The sequence below is a fragment of the Bradyrhizobium sp. CCGE-LA001 genome, assembly GCF_000296215.2.
Classification (GTDB): domain Bacteria; phylum Pseudomonadota; class Alphaproteobacteria; order Rhizobiales; family Xanthobacteraceae; genus Bradyrhizobium.
The window spans coordinates 6,890,806-6,909,062 of the sequence record NZ_CP013949.1 but is presented as its reverse complement, the minus strand read 5'-3'; the positions used below and the strand labels follow the sequence as shown (position 1 = coordinate 6,909,062).

The window sequence follows — 18,257 nt, the reverse complement described above, 5'->3', positions numbered from 1 at the left end:
TAGGTTTAGCGATCTATTCTATATCGCCCGCCTACCCTTGTAGAGTTGAGACACCTGTCGAGTTGATTGTACTTTCAACGTCGGAGCGGGGTCGTTGAAGAAATCGGTGTGCGGCACAAAGCCGAAATCTGACTTGATGCGTTGCTGGAGGTTGTTACCTGCCATTGAATCGCGTTGGAGGTCCATCAACGCTCTTTTTCGTGGCTGGTAGCCAGTTGTCGGTGGGCTTGGATAACGGCTGATGCGAGAGAACTGGTTTCCGGGCCTCTTTCTTCGGGTTTGTCAGGCGCTCTGCTTTAGTGTTTCGAGCTGGACCACCGGGCGATTAAACCCAGTGGAGCGAGACGTGCTGCCCCTGAACACGAGCTCTTAGAGCGAGGAATCCTTCTTCCTCATGCGCGGGAGTAACGGCAATCGCCGCATTTGTCACTGTGGCGACGGCCCGGGTCTACTTGCGAACTGAACCTGTCCTTTGAAACTGAGCGTCGCGATGACATTTACCGATCTTTTCATCAAACGTCCCGTGTTATCTATTGTGGTCAGTCTACTGATCCTGCTGATAGGCCTTCGCGCGGCCACCGTTTTGCCGATCCGGGAATATCCCAAGCTATCTAACACGGTCATCGATATCACGACGTCCTATCCTGGCGCCTCCGCTGACATGATTCAGGGGTTCATCACCACCCCCTTGGAGCAGGCGGTCTCTTCAGCCGAGGGCGTCGACTACATCACGTCCTCCTCCGTGCTCGGTAACTCGTCGATCCAAGTCCACATCAAGCTCAATTTCGATCCAAACGAGGCGCTCACCGAAGTCCTCTCGAAGGTCAACTCCGTCAGATATTTAATCCCTAAGGAATCGAACGATCCGGTAATCACCAAATCTTCCGGTCAGACGACGGCTGTCATGTATGTCGGCTTCTCCAGCGAAGAACTGACGGCCAGCGCGATCTCCGACTATCTCTCGCGCGTGGTGCAACCGGTTCTATTAACCGTAGACGGCGTCGGCGCGGCAGACATCCTGGGCGGCCAGAGTTTTGCGATGCGGCTATGGCTCGATCCTGCCAGAATGGCAGGGTACGGCGTATCAGCAGCTGATGTTTCGGCTGCGATTGCCGCCAATAACTTCCAGGCCGCAGCCGGCCAGGCTAAGGGCTATTTCATCGTCTCTGACGTGACGGCCAATACAGATCTGCGGAGTGTGGATGAATTCAAGAACATGGTCGTCAAAGTCAAAGACGACGGCTTTGTTCGCATAGAGGACATTGCGACAGCTGAGCTTGCTGCACAGAACGCAGACGTGAGCGTGGCCATGAACGGCGAGCACGCAATCTTTATCGGCGTGCAGGCGAGCCCGCAAGGCAATCCGCTGAACATAGTGCGAGGCGTTCGGGGAATGCTTCCAGAAATCGAGCGTAATCTGCCGCCATCGGTCAAAATGAAAGTGGCCTACGACTCCACCAAATTCATTCAAGCGTCTATCAATGAGGTGGAGAAAACGCTTATTGAGTCCGTCGCTATCGTTGTGGTAGTGATCTTTCTATTTCTCGCCTCAGTGCGGTCGGTCATCATTCCTGTCGTCACCATTCCGCTGTCGCTCGTTGGTGTCTGCAGCTTGATGCTGGCACTGGGCTTTTCGTTCAATCTCCTGACGCTCCTCGCTATGGTGCTTGCGATCGGTCTCGTGGTCGACGATGCGATCGTCGTGGTGGAGAACATTCATCGCCATTTGCAAGCAGGAGCGACGCCGACGCAGGCCGCTAGGGAAGGGGCGCGCGAGATCGTCGGTCCGGTCGTTTCGATGACGATTACCCTGGCCGCTGTCTACGCGCCGATCGGTTTTCTCGGCGGCCTCACCGGTGCGCTGTTTCATGAATTCGCGTTTACGCTGGCGGGGTCGGTGATTGTGTCGGGCGTGATCGCGTTGACGCTATCACCGATGATGTGCTCGGTTTTGCTGAAGAGTGCCGCGGAGGGGCGGTTTGCAAGATTTGTAAACCGCGTGTTCGGCGCCGTGACACGCTGGTACGGCCGCAGGCTCGACCGCTCGCTCGACTATCGCCCGATTACCGGTTTGTTTGCGCTGACCATGCTAGGCCTCGTCGGATTTCTTTATATGCACACGTCCAAGGAACTCGCCCCAGAGGAGGATCAAGGCATCGTATTTGTACTAGCTAAGGCGCCGAAATACGCCAATATCGACTATCTCGACTATTACGGCGCTAAGCTCGACAAGGCGTTTCAGAAATTTCCCGAGACCGACTTGCGTTTCGTAGTTAACGGCACCAGCGGTGCGCATGGCGGCATGGCTGGCATGTTGCTTAAGCCTTGGGACGAGCGCACACGATCATCGATCGCGCTGAAGCCGTTACTCCAGGCCGAGCTGTCCAAGAATGAAGGTATCAATGCATTTGCCTTTAGCCTGCCGCCACTTCCGGGCGGTTCAGGCGGCTTGCCAGTGCAAATGGTGATCAACTCGACGCAGGGTTTCCAGTCGGTCTATGAGCAAATGTCGAAGTTGAAGGATGCCGCACAGCGGAGCGGCTTGTTTATGGTCAGCGACTCTGACCTTGAGTTTAATCAGCCGGTGGTGCGAATCCGGGTAGATCGATCCAAGGCCAATGGCCTAGGCATCACCATGCAGAACATCGGAAGTGCGGTCGCGACCCTCCTTGGCGGAAACTTCGTCAACCGCTTCAACCTAGAGGGTCGGTCCTATCAGGTGATCCCGCAGGTGCCGCGCGAGAACCGGCTGACCCCGGAATCACTCGGGAATTTCTATGTAAAGGCCGCGACGGGCGCAATGATGCCGCTCTCAACTGTGGTCTCCATTGAGACTGCGACCGATCCCAACGCGCTCACCCGCTACAATCAACTCAACTCTTCAACCTTCCAGGCCGTACCGATGCCCGGCGTCACGATCGGTCAAGCTGTGGAGTTCCTGGACGAGAAGGCGAAGGAACTGCCCGCAGGCTACAACCACGACTTTCTATCCGATGCCCGCCAGTATGTGCGGGAAGGTAACCAACTTGTCTTCACCTTTGTGTTTGCACTCGTCATTATTTTTTTGGTGCTTGCGGCGCAGTTCGAAAGTCTGCGCGATCCTCTCATCATCATGGTAAGCGTGCCCATGGCAATCGTCGGCGCCTTGATTCCGCTATTTCTTGGCGCGGCGACGATGAACATCTACACCCAGGTCGGACTGCTGACGCTGGTTGGGCTGATTTCTAAGCATGGTATCCTAATGGTGGAGTTTGCCAATGAGCTGCAGCTCAAGAAGAGACTTGATCGTCGCTCCGCCATCGAGGTGGCGGCGCGCGTCCGCCTCCGTCCAATCTTGATGACCACTGCGGCCATGGTCACGGGCCTTTTACCCTTATTGACTGCAACGGGTGCTGGCGCCGCGAGCCGCTTCTCGATTGGGCTCGTGGTCGTAGCGGGCATTTCTATCGGCACACTGTTCACGCTGTTCGTGCTGCCGGCGCTCTATGTCGCGATCGCGTCGGATCACCGCCCTGACGTGAGTGCGCGCCACCCCGAGATGGCCGCCGAGCTCGACCTCATAGACAGCTGACCGACCTCGGCGAGCGATTGCCCTGATGATTAACCCACGCTCTGTGATTGCTGCTCTTGATAAGGGTGCTGCTCGTCGATCGCGGATGGTTGACCTTTTTGAGGTGATTGTAATTCGTGGCGCCGGGGACACGAAGGTGATCTGCGGCCACCGCGGTCGTCTCGATCTATCATTAGCTCGAGGAGAACGACTGAGTATGGCAGGAGCTGCGAGCGCGAGGCGTATCAGCAATAGCTTTGGAAGAGACGGCGCGAGCGAATCGCTCGTGTGCAGGCTAACGATGGCGCCGGTGTTCACCGCTCGCCAGAGCCGTGCCGCTCGCTCGGGCAGATAGACTTCGACGCTGACAGGTGGTTCTCAACTTGATCATCTGCGGCGCCGGCGCGCTGAGCGAGGAACGAGTTACCCGAGAGCTGGTAACAGCACGGCCAGATCTGACCGCAATGGTATACTGGTTCGCTTACGAGACACTGGCCCAGGATTGGGGCCGAGCAGTCTTGAGCGGCTGACCAAAGCCTTTACATCATCAAGCGTGCCGGGCATCGGAATGGCAGTCTGCGGTCCGTCATTGAGGGCCCCCGTGAACGGATGTGGGTGAGCGCGGGAGATCCGAGGCGCGGTCTTTCCGGTCATGTCTCCGACGCTCCGGCCGAATTCATCGCACCCAGTTGCGTAGCGTCATGGCCTGCGAATTCCGGTTGCGCATTCGAATGCAAACGTAAGATGAGCCGGAATCGATCGGATGTCGACTACATTGGAGGTCGCCTCGTTTACTCCGATGGCACCATTCGCGCCTCAGCTGAGCAGCGCCAGGGTTTGGCGGCGCCCGTTCACGTGCCGGGCCTGGTTGCGCTCAGATGAGGGTATGCGCACCGGAAACACAAAAGGCCAACGAGGGCGAAATGATCCACCGTGTAGATGCGGCCCATCAACATAATCGATTTTACCAACTTTCCAGGATGTCGCATGGCAATGGCGTGCGAAGAAAACAGCCGACGATCTTATCAGGACCGTTATCGCTCTTCTGCCCCAGGGGGAAAAAACATCATCGGTGTAAGTCGGGCGTCAAACCAGGGGCTCGTGAGGTCCCGCCGCGTTGTCGGTGATCTCTCGCCTAACACTGCGGGTTCGCAGCAGACGGCGGCGGTCCAAAGGGCTGGGCGTCAGTCGCCGCATTCTCGCACCGACGAGTATCGCCCGAGTTTGTCAGCCTTGGTTCAAGGTCAGATCTCATTTGGAGTGGATTTCGGGCTTCTGTGCCTAAGGCTAGCGGCGAATGCCCCCGCCGCAGTTGGACCGTCGGCAAGAGCCCTCCCTCTGCCGATGGAAGCTGGCGCGATGCGGAACAGCGTCGCTCCTTCCGAGACTGACTTCTGCCCGGCCACCAAAAGTGGTCGGGCTTCTTTTGTCGCCGAGTACGAGCGACAGGGAATGCACCCCCCACGATCCAGCTATGCGCTTCGTTTCAGCAGCGGCGCCGCTTCTGTTATCGTCTGGCAGGGGCAATGAATGCAAGTGAACGACCGTGAAGTTCATATTGGTCAATCAGAGGACGCCTAGCAATTCATCCAATTGCTCCGAGTGTCGTCGATCCCTAGGAATGGGTTACCTGCGGGAAATGTCCTCGCGGCGGCCTTACTGCGACTACGATTGTTATCGGCGTGGTCGAGAGAGACTGTGCGTGCCATGGCTCTCGATAAGATACGACATCGGTCGGCTCTCGCATGACTTATTCACTCAAGTGGAAACTATCGCTCTCTTTGCTGCCGTTATGTGTTGGTATTCGATCGCGCTCACCGAAGTCGCGCTACAGCTTGGCGAGATCACACTGAATCGACCTCGCACGTAAGCATCACAGTCGTGAAATAAAAACTATCAAATCAAATGCCGCAGAAGGTGCAGCGGCTTTGAGAATTCGTTTGGGGTCGGGATGATACGAATGTGCGTGATTGATGGCGTTCTAGGGCGCTTGCCGAGGCTAAGGCGCCCTATGACCATGCCAGCTATTTCCCGCACAGTTTGTTGAACGACCTGGGTTGCGGGGACCGTCGCTCAAGCGGCTCGAATATCGCTACGCCTCCACGGGGTGTTGATGCGCTCGAAGAACAATCCCGCCCTGGGGGCGGGACGTGTTGTTGACCTAGCCTCAGACCTTCTCTTTTCGAGATTCGCAAGGACGCGGGCACGGCCACGCCGAACCGCACCCGTCCTAGCGCCTTAAAGAGATCCTGGGTCGGCTTGCCAGATCGCGAAGTCATCGACCTTTAGCGGCCGTTTGCGAATACGATGCAAGCCCCAAACTGAACCAGCCGCTTGATCTTAGCCTTTGGTGACCGCCGAAGATATTGCAGGCGAATATTCCTTCGCGGCGGCGGTGGGCAATGAAACCGCAATCAGAATTCTGAAGCGGCGCGCTGTACGCTGTGCGATCCGTCTCGAAACTGACCAGCGGTTTTGAATTCCGGCCGCATAAATACGAGGGCGGGCGGCGGATGGTGGAGCGCGCTGCGGGAGCATGTGCTGGAGAGCCAATAGGAACCAGCTGGGAGAAAGATACTTAGGTCAGTAAATGCACTTCGAAGGTTTACCAATGACAATCGATGCTTTTAGAGGAACAATGTCGCTATTTCTTCCTGAACGTTTCTTCGTCGGACGAGTAGAAGGATGGGCAGTGTTAGAAAGTTCAGTTGGCGGACTACTGACGCGCGCAACAATTGCTGGACACGGCGAGATGCGGACACTGATACACTGCTGTTCGTCGAGTCACATACGTCTGACGCCATGCGACACTCTGCATTGGACGATCCGAAAGGGTGAAGAAGGCAAGTACACCGGCTTGGAAAACCAACTGGAAGGCGAGGCCATCGGCGAGCAAGCCGGTTGCGCATTCCATTGGAAATACACGCGCGATACTCCGCAAGGGGGGAATCGTTCAAGCTGAACTTCAACGATTGGTTTTATGGAATCGATGAGCGAGTTGTATAGTCCGCAGCCGAGCTGGCCGTGCTGGCATCCCCTTTGCCACGGCGCACGTTACTTACCGTAAGCTTTAGCTTCGCTAGTCTTCTCCACTACCAACGGGCGAGAGCAGGAGAGGGAATTGCAGGTCCCGGTCGCCGCGTGCTTTATGCGGACGTAGCAACCATCGTCTAATGCCCCCGCCGACTCGGGCATGATGTAGCTGTAAGCGCCACCATGGTCGAACAGATGGGCCAGGTAACACCGTCCACTTTAAGTCCGTTCGAGCGAACGATTGAAGCCACCGTCACGAAATGCCCCGACGGGCGCCTTCTTGAAGACGTTTGTCGGAGCCGTCGGAGAGTGTGACTGAGCACCAATGTTCGCCGGGCCTACAAAGTCGTTTCCTGTCACTTATGAACCACCGACGAGGTCTTCATATTTTGGATCTCCGCCGGCCTACTAGCGCGCGCTCGCTGGGCGGATACGTTCATGCCGCTGGACTGCTCCGGCGGGAGTGCTGGACGGCCGAACTGGAGAAGACTGCCTGACCTTTCGATCGGACTTCTTCGAAGGACCGACTTCCTGGAGTGTGGGCATTGGTTGCGCACGTTACCCGAGGGATCTCTGTTGCGGGATCCCCTCCCGCAAAGGGAGCGACAGTCGTGCTGCTAACCAGAGAATAGGTAGGCATGTGATGCGCCGGTCATTGCGCACCCTGCGTGTAAGGCAGTGGTCACAGGTTGCCTTCCCGTTTCAAGCGTCAATCTCATGATATACGCAAAGAATGTCTGCTCCTTCGGTGAACTTCCTGCCGGTCAGTCCACTCCTAGCGCCGAACTTTCTTGGAGCCTACGGCTGAACAGGTGAACGTTCTAAGGAGATGGCCTAAGTTTGCCGAACTGCGGTACCGCGCAGTGGGCCGGCGGCATGCTTGCTATCAACGATATTGCACAGCGGCCTACACACCCGAACATTCATGCGCTGACGTGCACTCATCCAGGCTTTCGGACAGCCGAATCCGCAATCTCCCAGATCCAAAGCCATTACAGCGCTCGCGTTGACAGGCGGGAGGTCTTGATTAACTGATCATGCACGAGAGCTTCCTCCTTGGTGCTCCCCTCGCTGGCAAAGCAAACATACCCTGCTGCCGGCTGTCGACGTCACTGAGATAGGACAGATATGCCGACCTAATGCCCTCCTCCAGCGAGACGCGGGCTTGCCAGCCGGTTTCGGCCAAGCGGCTGACGTCCAGCAGCTTGCGCGGCGTGCCGTCGGGACGCGACGTGTCGAAGCTGATCTCGCCCCGAAAGCCGACGGTAGCCGCGACCGCAAGCGCTAAATCGGCGATGGTGATGTCCTGACCGGTGCCGATATTCACCAGCTCCGGCGACGAATAGGTCTGCATTAGGTGGATGCAGGCATCTGCAAGATCGTCGACATAGAGGAATTCCCGCCGGGGCATGCCGGTGCCCCATACTACAACGTTCGTGGCGCCCGACAATTTGGCCTCGTGGAAACGGCGGATCAGCGCTGGGACCACGTGGCTGTATTCGGGATGATAATTGTCACCGGGACCGTAAAGGTTAGTCGGCATCACGCTGATGAAGTCGGCGCCGTACTGGCTTCGATAAGCTTCCACCATCTTTAAACCGGCTATCTTTGCAATTGCGTAGGGCTCGTTGGTGGGCTCCAGCGGCCCGGTCAGCAGCGAATCCTCTCGCAGCGGCTGCGCCGCCAGCCGTGGATAAATGCAGGAGGAGCCACAAAACATCAGCTTCTCGCACCCGTTCGCATGCGCGGCTTGTATCACATTGATCGATATTGCAAGGTTGTCGTAGAGGAATTCGGCTCGAAGTGTATCGTTGGCGAGGATGCCGCCGACCTTGGCGGCGGCGAGGAACACCACCTGCGGCCGTTTCGCGGCGAACCACGTGTTCACCGCTGCTTGGTCGCGCAGATCGAGCTCACTTCGCGCCGCCGTCAGGAGATTCGCCTGCTCGCTCGCGAGCCGTCGTACCAACGCTGAGCCAACCATGCCGCGGTGGCCCGCGACGAAGACGGACTTGCGCTTCAGCTCAAACGGCGTACTGGCCATTGGCGGCACTCCTGACCTGCTTCGGCTAGATCGCTTACGACCATCTCCCTGACCAGCTGCGCAAAGCTTGTCTTAGGCTTCCAGTCGAGTTTCTGGCGAGCTTTGCCAGCGTCGCCAATCAGCAGATCTACCTCGGTCGGCCGAAAATAAGCCGGATCGATTTGCACCACGGTCTTGCCCGATGCCCGATCGATGCCGATCTCCTCGATGCCGTGGCCACGCCATTCAATGCTTCGGCCGACCTCGGCAAATGCCCGCTCGACGAACTCCCGCACCGACCGCGTTTCGCCGGTCGCCAGCACATAGTCCTCTGCCACGTTTGCCTGCAGAATGCGGTGCATGCCCTCGACATAGTCACGGGCGTGGCCCCAGTCGCGCTTGGCCTCTAGGTTGCCGAGATAGAGACGTTCCTCGAGGCCGACTTCGATGCGAGCGACGCCGCGCGTGATCTTGCGTGTGACGAAGGTCTCGCCACGAGTTGGACTCTCATGGTTGAACAGTATTCCGTTGCAAGAAAAGATGCCGTAAGCCTCACGATAGTTCACTGTGATCCAGTAGGCGTAGAGCTTGGCTACGGCATAAGGCGAACGGGGGTAGAATGGGGTCGTCTCCTTTTGCGGCACTTCCTGGACAAGACCGTAGAGTTCCGAGGTCGAGGCCTGATAGAACCTCGTCTCCCTTTCCATACCCAGGATGCGGATCGCCTCGAGCAGCCGGAGCACGCCGAGTCCGTCCGCATTGGCCGTGTATTCAGGACTGTCGAAGCTGACCCCGACATGACTTTGCGCCGCTAGATTGTAAATTTCGGTCGGCCGGATTTGTTGCATGAGCCGGATCAGGTTGGTGGAATCGGTCATATCGCCGTAGTGCATCAGGAATGGAACGTCGCCGGCATGTCGGTCCTGGTACAGGTGGTCAACGCGCGCAGTGTTGATAGAAGAGGACCGGCGCTTTATTCCGTGCACCGTGTAGCCTAAGCTGAGCAGATGCTGGGCGAGGTAGGCACCATCCTGGCCGGTGACACCGGTGATCAAGGCAACGCGTCGTTTTGAATCTTCAGCTGCCACTGGCTCACCAGCTGTACTCATTAGATCGGCCTTCAAAAGGGAGTAATACGCGCAAAGAAACTCCGTGTTCACACGCAGATGAATAGAAGGATCATTGCTCTATGATTGTACGACGATGTGGATCAAACGCATCATATACATTGATATGCACTGCCAATGGAACGTCGCGGCGCCCGTTCGGCGAAGACAAGCTCATGAACTCACCATAATCTGACTAGCGACCAAGGATACAATTTGGTCGCAAACCATCGTATAGTTCTTCAAAACATTTTCGAGGCTAATGTCTTACCTCCGTACGATTGAACTAGCGATCTTGAGACCTTAGCCTCGCCTTCCAAGCGAGCAGCGGGTGCCGCTCCGCACGGATGCAGCATTGAACTCGATGAGCAAGGAATCATGAAGTTTTATCGTAGCAGCCTATGTACTCCGCCGCGTTGCAAGGATGATCAATCATCAGAGCCGAAGCCATATGACCGCTGCGACGGTCCAACCAACACGAAAGCTGCGTTCGCGCCCCGAATCTCGATCGAGCTACACAACGAGGACGCGCTTTCGAATTCGACTATCGAGGTCGAGGCTCCCGCAGAGTGCGAGGATGCTCGGCCAAGCTAAGGCATGTGGTTTGGGAACATCGGGAGAGGCGGTTCGAGCTCTTGACGTGAAGTTGAGTCCCAGCGGATCCTGAAGCGAGCATTCAATGCCCGCCGGCACGGCGTCGTTTCATCCGGCGCTGCCAGATGGGGGGGCACGGTTTCAAGACCATGAGATTGGTTGGTCACCATGCCGCCGGGCGTTGTCTGGCGGGCCATGCACGGCTCGGGGAAGCCACTTCTTCTGCGAGAAGCCAAGGCCGAAAACGTTCTCTGTTACTTCAGCCAAGTCGATCATGGGCTCCAGCTAAGCGATCCCCTCTGAGCCGCCGTAGCTCGCCTCACCCCAGAAGCGCAGCGGGCGAGCGTCAGCGGTGGAGAGGGGTGGCCCATCCCATTGGTCGCTGAGCATGGTCAGGCCGCCTGGCTCAGGGCCTTCGTCTTTTGTTCCTTGAGCAAATTCGTGTTCAGATATGGTCCTCGAGCCAAGCTGTGTGACGCTCGACGGTGCGTGCACGGACAAGCCGCAATCCGTTCTCGGCTGGTGAAGTCGCACGACACAGGTGCGCCGCCAGATCTCCTCTTGGCGCGCTCCAGCTCGTTGGTCGAATCCATGTGCTTCCTGTGCACCAGCGGGAGGCGGAAATAGATCAAGGTCTCCTCGATGTTCCGCTCCGCTCAGCCGGTGAGCTTGGGGGTACTCGGCGCCGCATTTCGCACCTCGGCCAGATCGCGCCGGCCTTGCGATCCAGCGCAGCTCATGCCCACCCTTGAGACGAGGCGGGCGGGCCCGGATGCTGGCCGACGTCGAGGAGTGGCACCGTGAGCCGTCGCTCACAAGCCTTCCAAGATCGTCGATTTCGCGTTAGGAAACGTGCTGAATTTTCCTCTCGCCTGGCGTGCGCGGTCCACTCGATCCCGGCACAGCTAGTGTTGAGACACTAACAGTTGGTCCGTACGGGCGAGTTTTTCGAGGATTTGATCCGCAGATTTGGTCTGGATGGAGGGTTTTGGCATTTCTATGATCGCCATCTTGAGCGTGGCAACGTTCTCGAAGACACCGCGATGGATCCGGCTTCGGGGTGTTCTCGGCAACAGACGCTCAATCATGTTGGAGCCGGGAAGCTGAGCAAGGCGAGTACGAACGCTGGGCGATTTATCGGCGCGACGATACGTGTGCGTGTGGGCCGATCGCCCCTTCCTGCGGCCCCGCAGGATAGACCACGGCGAGTATGATCGTTCGGACCAGCGCAGCAGTACGGCGCATCCGGATCGGGTAAGGCCACAAGTCACGCAGACCCTTGACGATCACTTGACCAACCTGTGGCTCAATCCGATTTCCGTGAGTCATCACAAGATGCTTGCAAGCGGCTTGAAGCCGCACCGTAACCAGACATTCAAGCTGTCGAGCGGACCCGCTGCTCGTCGACGGCAACGGAGGAATACGACCGAGACGCCGTTTTTTGAACTGCTGCCAGGCTGGTTCGAGTTCATACCGCGGGAGAGAACCGTTTCTTCCAGGTTTGGGACGATCGAGCGCCTCGGCTGAGCCCGTCTACGCGCACTGGGCGCTCGACATCTATTTCGTGCCGCGCCCACTGCGCGTGCCGGAAGAGGGATTCATCGTGGCGACGGCTCCGTTCATATCCTGATGGAGCGCGTGGAAGGCATTGACCGCGAGATCCGCGTTCCATTTGCTGGTTCTTGTTGCGTCAGTTAAGTGGCAGATAGGTCATGTGATCGGGACCGAATACCCCTTCTCTCCCGAAAAGCGGCTGCGCTTTATGCTCTGGTCCTTGTCGTGCCAGAGCGAACTTCAACCTGGATTGAATCCGTGGGCAAGGTCACACCGTTGAGCGATGGTCTAATCCTCAGCCTTCCGGCGATCCCAGCTGACCTGCCCCGCCCTTGCCAGTGAGCGCGGCGCCTGTCGCCAGTTGCACCACGCCAAAGGGCACGATCAAAAGTGATTGCTTTTAGGTACATCGATGCCCGCCGGTAGACGGAGCAGGCTGGTTGGAAAGTCAACGAGGTCCTTACTACTGGAAACGGTAGGGGTGACTGCCCGCGCATTAGGATACTTTGTGAGGCGACGACCTGTTCGCCGCCAAACCGCAAGAGGACCCGTATCCATGGCGAGCTGTGAACCCGTAAGCTCTCGAGTGAACAAATTTTGCGGAGACGATCTGAAAGCGCCATTGGCACACGATAGAGTCGATGATGCCTCGGGCATTCCGCTGAGCAATCTGGATGTAAGCGAAACCAAGCGCTTTCAAGATGATACCATATGGGCGTGCTTCGAGCGCTTGCGAAGGGAAGATCCGGTTCACTACTGCCAAGATAGCGGCTATGGACCCTATTGGGCCGTCACAAAATACCACGATATTGTCGCAGTAGATACAAACCACAAGACATTCTCGTCGGAGCAAGGTGTCACGATCGTCGACGTACCTGACGAGCACTGGACCCCGAGTTTCATCAAGATGGGCCCGCCCAGACATGCTGATCAGCGCAACACCGTAAGTCCGATCGTTGCACCGGAAAACCTGATGAGACTCGAAAGCCTGATCCGCTCTCGGGCCAGGGCAATTTTGCAGGGGTTACCGCGCAATGATGCCTTCAATTGGGTGGATATGGTTTCCATCGAGTTGACGACACAGATGCTCGCCACACTATTTGACTTTCCTTTTGATGACCGGCGGCTCTTGACCTATTGGTCGGACGTAGCTGTCACACCTCCGAGAGCAGGGCATGCGATCGACAGTTGGGATAAGCGCAGCGCAATCTTGTCGGAGTGCCGGGAGTATTTCGCCCGACTTTGGAGCGAGCGCATTAATCTCGAGCCGCGCCTCGACCTGATTTCCTTGATGGCGCACTCGCCCGCCACACGCCATATGAAGCCGGATGAGTTCCTCGGGAACCTGATTCTGCTGATCGTGGGAGGCAATGACACGACACGTAACTCAATTACCGGCGGCGTTCTGTTCATGAACCAGAACCCCTGCGAGCTGCGGAAACTACACGATAACCCGGGGCTGATGTCGAGCGCCGTGTCCGAGATTATTCGATACCAGACGCCGATCGTACACATGCGCCGCAACGCCTCGGCAGATTGCGTTGTAGGTGGGAAACAAATCAGGAGGGGCGATAAGGTCGTCATGTGGTACATATCTGGCAACCGGGACGAAGAAGTGATCGATAATGCCGACAGCTTCCTCATCGACCGTAAGAACGTACGGCAGCATCTCTCGTTTGGATTCGGCATCCATCGGTGCGTTGGCCGACATCTTGCACAACTGCAGTTGAAAGTACTGTGGGAAGAGATTTTGAATGCGCGTCTGGAGATCAAGGTTGTCGGTGAGCCTGAGCGAATTGCTTCAAACTTCGTGCACGGCTATTCCGCACTCCCTGTGCAGATTGCAGGCTAGGTCCTGATTGCTCGAAGCCTCACAACCAGCACGCATTTGGCTTGGCTTGCTTCATCTTAGTTTCCCACTTCCGACTTAGAGGCAGGCGGGGAGTAGATCGGCCTGGGGCCACCTTGAGGGCCGCAGTCTCTCGGCGGAGATCCTTCACCTCACTAAGCGTCGCCGCGTTCGCGGCGTCGCCCGCCACGCGGCGCTTGCGGGCTCGAGGGCTCCTTAGAAGGGGTAAGTCAAGGCTGGGCATATCTGGCCCGCCTTGCCCGCAATAGCTTGCAGGTCGCCCACCATGCCGACGTAGACTCGATCACCGGCTAACATGAGGCCGGAAAAGCAAAATCTGATCGGCAAGCGACTAAGGGGAGCGGCTTTCTAGCCGTTGTAGAGGACTTGACGTTTGGAATTCCAACCGTTGTTCGTGCTACCCATGCAGAGGGAAAGCAAATTTCTGGAAGCTGGCCGCCTCCATTAGGAATAGCGGGACTTCTTTCATGATGGTCGCTGCAATTCCGTGAACGCTTGGCAATTCCCACTTTAGGCCGGCGCTCTCGGGCCTAGCTCCATACACGCGAACGCGTAGGGCTGATTGCGAAGTCGCTAAGAGGCGCGAGGGGCCAGCTCGAAGGCCGTTGTGTCAGGCGCCAGCGCCGCCGCGGTGTTCTGCCAGGGCCTTATTGAGGCACTTGATCAACGCGCGCCCGGCGAAAGGCTTAGCCAGGAACCCAATCGCTCCCGCAGTCGAAGCTAAGGTGCGAACAGGGTCATCAGGAAAGGCCGTAATGAGAATGCAGGGCGCATAGTAACCTCGGGCTCGCATCTCTGCCAGGAGTTCCAAGCCGTTCATGACTGGCATCTGCACATCCGTGATTACGCAGGACGTCTTGGACAATTCGGGTGACCGCAGGAATTCCTCGGCAGATGCGAATGGGTGAACGATGTAACCTCGAGACTTCAACAGATTCTCTATTGCGGTACGCACTGACGCGTCGTCGTCAATGACGGAAATCAAAGGCAAAAGACGAGCCCTCCTGACCAGGGAAGGCGCTTGCCGAAGCATTAGCCTACCGAGACAAATTGGGCTTCACGGGCGGGATTGTAAAATCATACTTAGGTTTGCTCAGAGCGGTTCGCACGAAATCCCAGCGTCGCAGCCATTGTGATCAACTCGGCGAGCGAACGTGCCCGCATCTTCTTCATTACGTGTCCCCGATAGATCTTGACGGTAATCTCGGCCAGGCCGAGCTCGGCGGCTATTTGTTTGTTCATCAGGCCGGTAGCGACCAATTTCATCACCTCCTGCTCTCGTGGGCTTAGTGCTTCGAATAAGGACCGCAGCTGCGTGACAATCTGCTCGGCGGCGCGCCTCTTTCGATCCTGTTCGGTTGCAGCAACCACAGCATCAAGCAGCTCTTGATCGCGAAAAGGCTTAGTTAGAAAATCGACCGCTCCACCTTTCATGGCCTTGACGCTCATCGGAATGTCGCCATGGCCTGTAATAAAAATGACAGGAATGTTAATGTTCAGCTTAGCGAGTTCGCTTTGAATTTCTAGGCCGCTCAGCCCTGGGAGTCGAACGTCAAGAACCAGGCAGCTAACAACGTCCGGAAGCTTGCTCTGGAGCATTTCACGAGCCGATCCGAACGTGACGGCGTCCAGCCCCACCTGTTTAAAAAGGTTTGTGAGCGACCGGCGCATCGAGACATCGTCCTCAACGATGAAGACCATCGGTCCCGCCCCTCCCTCGGTCTTGCTGTCTTCGCGCGGCGGCTCAAAGCGTGCGGTCACGAGACGACCTCCTTATGCAACGGTAGGGAAAATTGAAACGTCGCGCCAGGCTCCTGCATGCGAACAATCGAAAGCCGCCCCCCGTGAGCTTCCAAGATTGAACGGCAGATTGAAAGACCCATGCCGAGGCCGCTCGATTTGGTAGTGAAGAAGGGGTCCAAGACGCGGTCTATGTCGTCCTCGGCGATCCCGACGCCGCAATCAGTCACGGCAATCTGCACACGTCCCATATCGTCGATGCATGACTGAATCACCAGCTCACGGACGCGGTCCTTGACGGCTTGCATGGCCTCGATCCCATTCATGACCAGATTGATGATCACTTGTTGCAGTTGAACCCGGTCGCCCAGTATAGGAGGAAGAGCGGGCGTCAACCCGGTTCGCAATGTCACTTGGTGATTGGCCAATTCACGTGCCACCAGCGCGACGGCCTCCTTCACGACCTCATTGATGTCGAGCGGTACCATCTCGATTTCGCTCTTTTTCGCAAGGGCCCTGACCCGGCGGATAACCTTACTTGCCCGAATGGCGTCTTCGATGATCCACTCGACCGAGCGGCCAGCTTCAGAGAGGTCTGGAGCTTCGCGGCCCAACCAACCGAGGCACGCGTCGGCATTGCTGATGATGGCGGCAAGCGGTTGATTTACTTCGTGGGCGATAGAGGTCGTTAGTTCACCAAGCGTTGTTACGCGCGTAACATGCGCAAGCTCCGCCTGAGCCTTCCGCAGCTGCTGTTCGGCTTGCTCTGCGCGAATGGACGCAGTGATATCGGTGCTGACGCCACGGTAGCCAAGAAAAGTCCCGCTCGCATCGAAAAATGGCTTGCCACTGGTTCGGATGTAGATCGGGCTTCCGAACCGATCGACGGTGCGATAGACCAAATCGCGAAATGGGAGATGCGCGTCAAGTGCGGCGCGATGCTGGAGCCATTTCTCGGGCTCTGCTTCTACATCGGACGCAATCTTCCAATGGGGCTGGCCCATGAGCTCTCTTGCGAGAATGCCTGCATAGCTCGTGTGCTCCGACAAGTGGGTCACACGATGGTCAGCTCCGGTCTCCCATAGCCAGTCAGAGGCCGTTTCGGCGTAGTCCCGGAAGCGCTGCTCGCTTTCGCGCAGGGCAGCAAGAGTGTTTTCCAACCTTTCCCTGGCTACGTGCTGTCCAGTGACGTCCATATGTGTTCCGATTAGTTCGCTGACCCTGCCGTCCTTGCCGACCACAGCATGCGCAACGGTATGTATGCGCCTTATGGCGCCACCAGGAAGAAGGATTCGGAAGTCGTACTCGTAATTCCCTCCGTTGTCTTTCATCGCTTGCAGCGTAACTTCCCGAAGCCGCGGCACGTCTTCCGGATGGATGCGCGATAGGATAGCATCTATCGATGCACCTTCTTCCGGATCAAAGCCAAAGAGACGATCAACTTCGGCGGAGCGATACACGAACTCGCGTTCGTAGAGATCCCAGGACCAACTACCCGTGTGACTGAGATGCTGTGCTTCGGCCAGATAGGCCTCACTACGGCGGAGCTTCTCTTCAGTCTGCTTTGAGGAGGTGATGTCCGTCGCTGCTCCGACAAACTCTATATCGCCAGACGCAGTTACCGTCGCTCGTGCCCGCGCGCGGATGTACTTTACCGAGCCGTCCGGCATGAGCAGCCGGTACTCGTGCTCAAAATTCTCTTGGGTTCGCATTGCTCGATCGATAACCTCCTGAACGGAAGCCCTATCTTCTGGATGGGTCCGGGCAAGGACGAGTTGCGGTGTCGGTTCAACTTGCAGATCGTACTGGAAAATACGAAAATTCTCTTTTGACCAAAAGACCTCGTCGGTGGCGACATTCCAACCGAAGCTTCCGGTGCGGCTCAATTCCTGCGCCTGAGCCAAATGGGCTTCGCTCCGCTGCAGCACAAGCTCTGTTCGCTTTCGCTCGCTGATATCTTCGCAGGCAATAAGAACGATGGGCTTCTCACCAGCCCATCGCAGGGCTTTGGCGTTTTCACGCACCCACATTGCCGATCCGTCCTTCTTGATTTTCTGGACCTCCCAAGTGTGCGCTTGGCCGACATTTTCGAGGCACATCGCAACGCTTTTGCGAACAAACTCACGATCGTCTTTTGGAAAGATATTGAGTACGGATCGGTGGATCAGATCGTGAGGCGCATAGCCGAGTTGTGTGGCACCGAAAGTGTTGACGTTTAGAACCGTTCCGGCTTCATCAATCATGAAGTACATGACCGGATTATGCTCAAATATCGCGCGCCCCCATTTCTCGCTGTCCTGCAAATCGGCCGTGCTTTGGCGGAGCTTTGCTGCAGTCTTTAGCGCAGCCTCCCTTTCTCGACGGATTGTTTGTATCAGATGCGTCCCGACAACCGAGATCGTGAGGAATGCGGCGAGCACTGAAATATCTTGAGGATCATCGATACGGAGACTGAAAGTTGGCGGCGCAAAGTAGTAAGTTAACGCCGCGATACACTCCATTGAAAGCGCCGCCGAGGCGATGAAGCTGCCCATGAGCGAAAACAGGAGTACCACGCTCAAGTAGGCGAACGCCGCTGTGGCAAGATGTGCATGCAGGTACGCTGAAGTCAGCGTCACCGCTGCTATCATAATGCTACCCAATACGAACTGAGTAGCTGAACGCGGAAAAATGTACTGGTTACTCATGTGGGCGAAACGTCCGGCCTCCTTGTGGCGGAGAGGTTAACATCCTAGGCAAAAAGCGGCAATTACGTGCGGCCCAGCTACGCTCATGAGCGGGTTCCGA

6 protein-coding genes and 3 pseudogenes are annotated in these 18,257 nt (G+C 57.0%); 3 read left to right on the top strand and 6 right to left on the bottom strand.

What is annotated here, in order from left to right; translation table 11 throughout:
• The first annotated feature begins 490 nt into the window (after nt 1-490).
• Nucleotides 491-3,571, top strand: a complete 3,081-nt coding sequence (locus BCCGELA001_RS31450) for an efflux RND transporter permease subunit (protein WP_060737057.1) — start codon at nt 491-493, stop codon at nt 3,569-3,571.
• A 2,590-nt stretch (nt 3,572-6,161) separates the two neighbouring features.
• Nucleotides 6,162-6,624, top strand: a pseudogene (locus BCCGELA001_RS36615) (DUF3833 family protein).
• A 986-nt stretch (nt 6,625-7,610) separates the two neighbouring features.
• Here the strand turns inward: BCCGELA001_RS36615 and fcl are convergent.
• The 3 genes and pseudogenes from fcl to BCCGELA001_RS39570 all read right to left on the bottom strand — a co-directional run.
• Entirely contained in the window at nt 7,611-8,627 is a 1,017-nt protein-coding gene (fcl, locus tag BCCGELA001_RS31445) for a GDP-L-fucose synthase (RefSeq protein ID WP_060737056.1), read from the bottom strand.
• Nucleotides 8,608-9,715, bottom strand: a pseudogene (gene gmd, locus BCCGELA001_RS31440) (GDP-mannose 4,6-dehydratase). The gene fcl and the pseudogene gmd overlap by 20 nt, the downstream one beginning before the upstream one ends.
• A 983-nt stretch (nt 9,716-10,698) precedes the next feature.
• Nucleotides 10,699-11,044, bottom strand: a pseudogene (locus tag BCCGELA001_RS39570) (transposase); the annotation flags it as partial.
• A 1,372-nt stretch (nt 11,045-12,416) separates the two neighbouring features.
• On the opposite strand from BCCGELA001_RS39570, the gene BCCGELA001_RS31430 reads away from it, so the two are divergent.
• Nucleotides 12,417-13,712 (top strand): cytochrome P450, encoded by a 1,296-nt coding sequence (locus BCCGELA001_RS31430; RefSeq protein WP_083543475.1) that lies wholly within the window; start codon nt 12,417-12,419, stop codon nt 13,710-13,712.
• Nucleotides 13,713-14,340: 628 nt separating this feature from the next.
• On the opposite strand, the gene BCCGELA001_RS31425 is transcribed toward BCCGELA001_RS31430, so the two are convergent.
• From BCCGELA001_RS31425 to BCCGELA001_RS31415, 3 genes are read right to left on the bottom strand one after another with little or no spacing between them, the layout of a single operon-like run.
• Nucleotides 14,341-14,763, bottom strand: coding sequence for a response regulator transcription factor (locus tag BCCGELA001_RS31425; protein ID WP_008545937.1), 423 nt, complete (start codon nt 14,761-14,763; stop codon nt 14,341-14,343).
• 50 nt (nt 14,764-14,813) lie between these two features.
• Nucleotides 14,814-15,431: a response regulator transcription factor gene (locus BCCGELA001_RS31420; protein ID WP_060737960.1), complete on the bottom strand. Its 618-nt coding sequence runs from the start codon at nt 15,429-15,431 to the stop codon at nt 14,814-14,816.
• Nucleotides 15,432-15,487: 56 nt separating this feature from the next.
• Nucleotides 15,488-18,157, bottom strand: coding sequence for a PAS domain S-box protein (locus BCCGELA001_RS31415; RefSeq protein WP_060737054.1), 2,670 nt, complete (start codon nt 18,155-18,157; stop codon nt 15,488-15,490).
• Between the last annotated feature and the right edge of the window lie 100 nt (nt 18,158-18,257).

What these genes read in the sequence shown, in the direction of transcription:
- BCCGELA001_RS31420 (WP_060737960.1), bottom strand. Translation starts at nt 15,431, where the DNA reads ATGGTCTTCATCGTTGAGGACGATGTCTCGATGCGCCGGTCGCTCACA.
- BCCGELA001_RS31450 (WP_060737057.1), top strand. Translation starts at nt 491, where the DNA reads ATGACATTTACCGATCTTTTCATCAAACGTCCCGTGTTATCTATTGTG.
- fcl (WP_060737056.1), bottom strand. Translation starts at nt 8,627, where the DNA reads ATGGCCAGTACGCCGTTTGAGCTGAAGCGCAAGTCCGTCTTCGTCGCG.
- BCCGELA001_RS31415 (WP_060737054.1), bottom strand. Translation starts at nt 18,157, where the DNA reads ATGAGTAACCAGTACATTTTTCCGCGTTCAGCTACTCAGTTCGTATTG.
- BCCGELA001_RS31430 (WP_083543475.1), top strand. Translation starts at nt 12,417, where the DNA reads ATGGCGAGCTGTGAACCCGTAAGCTCTCGAGTGAACAAATTTTGCGGA.
- BCCGELA001_RS31425 (WP_008545937.1), bottom strand. Translation starts at nt 14,763, where the DNA reads ATGCTTCGGCAAGCGCCTTCCCTGGTCAGGAGGGCTCGTCTTTTGCCT.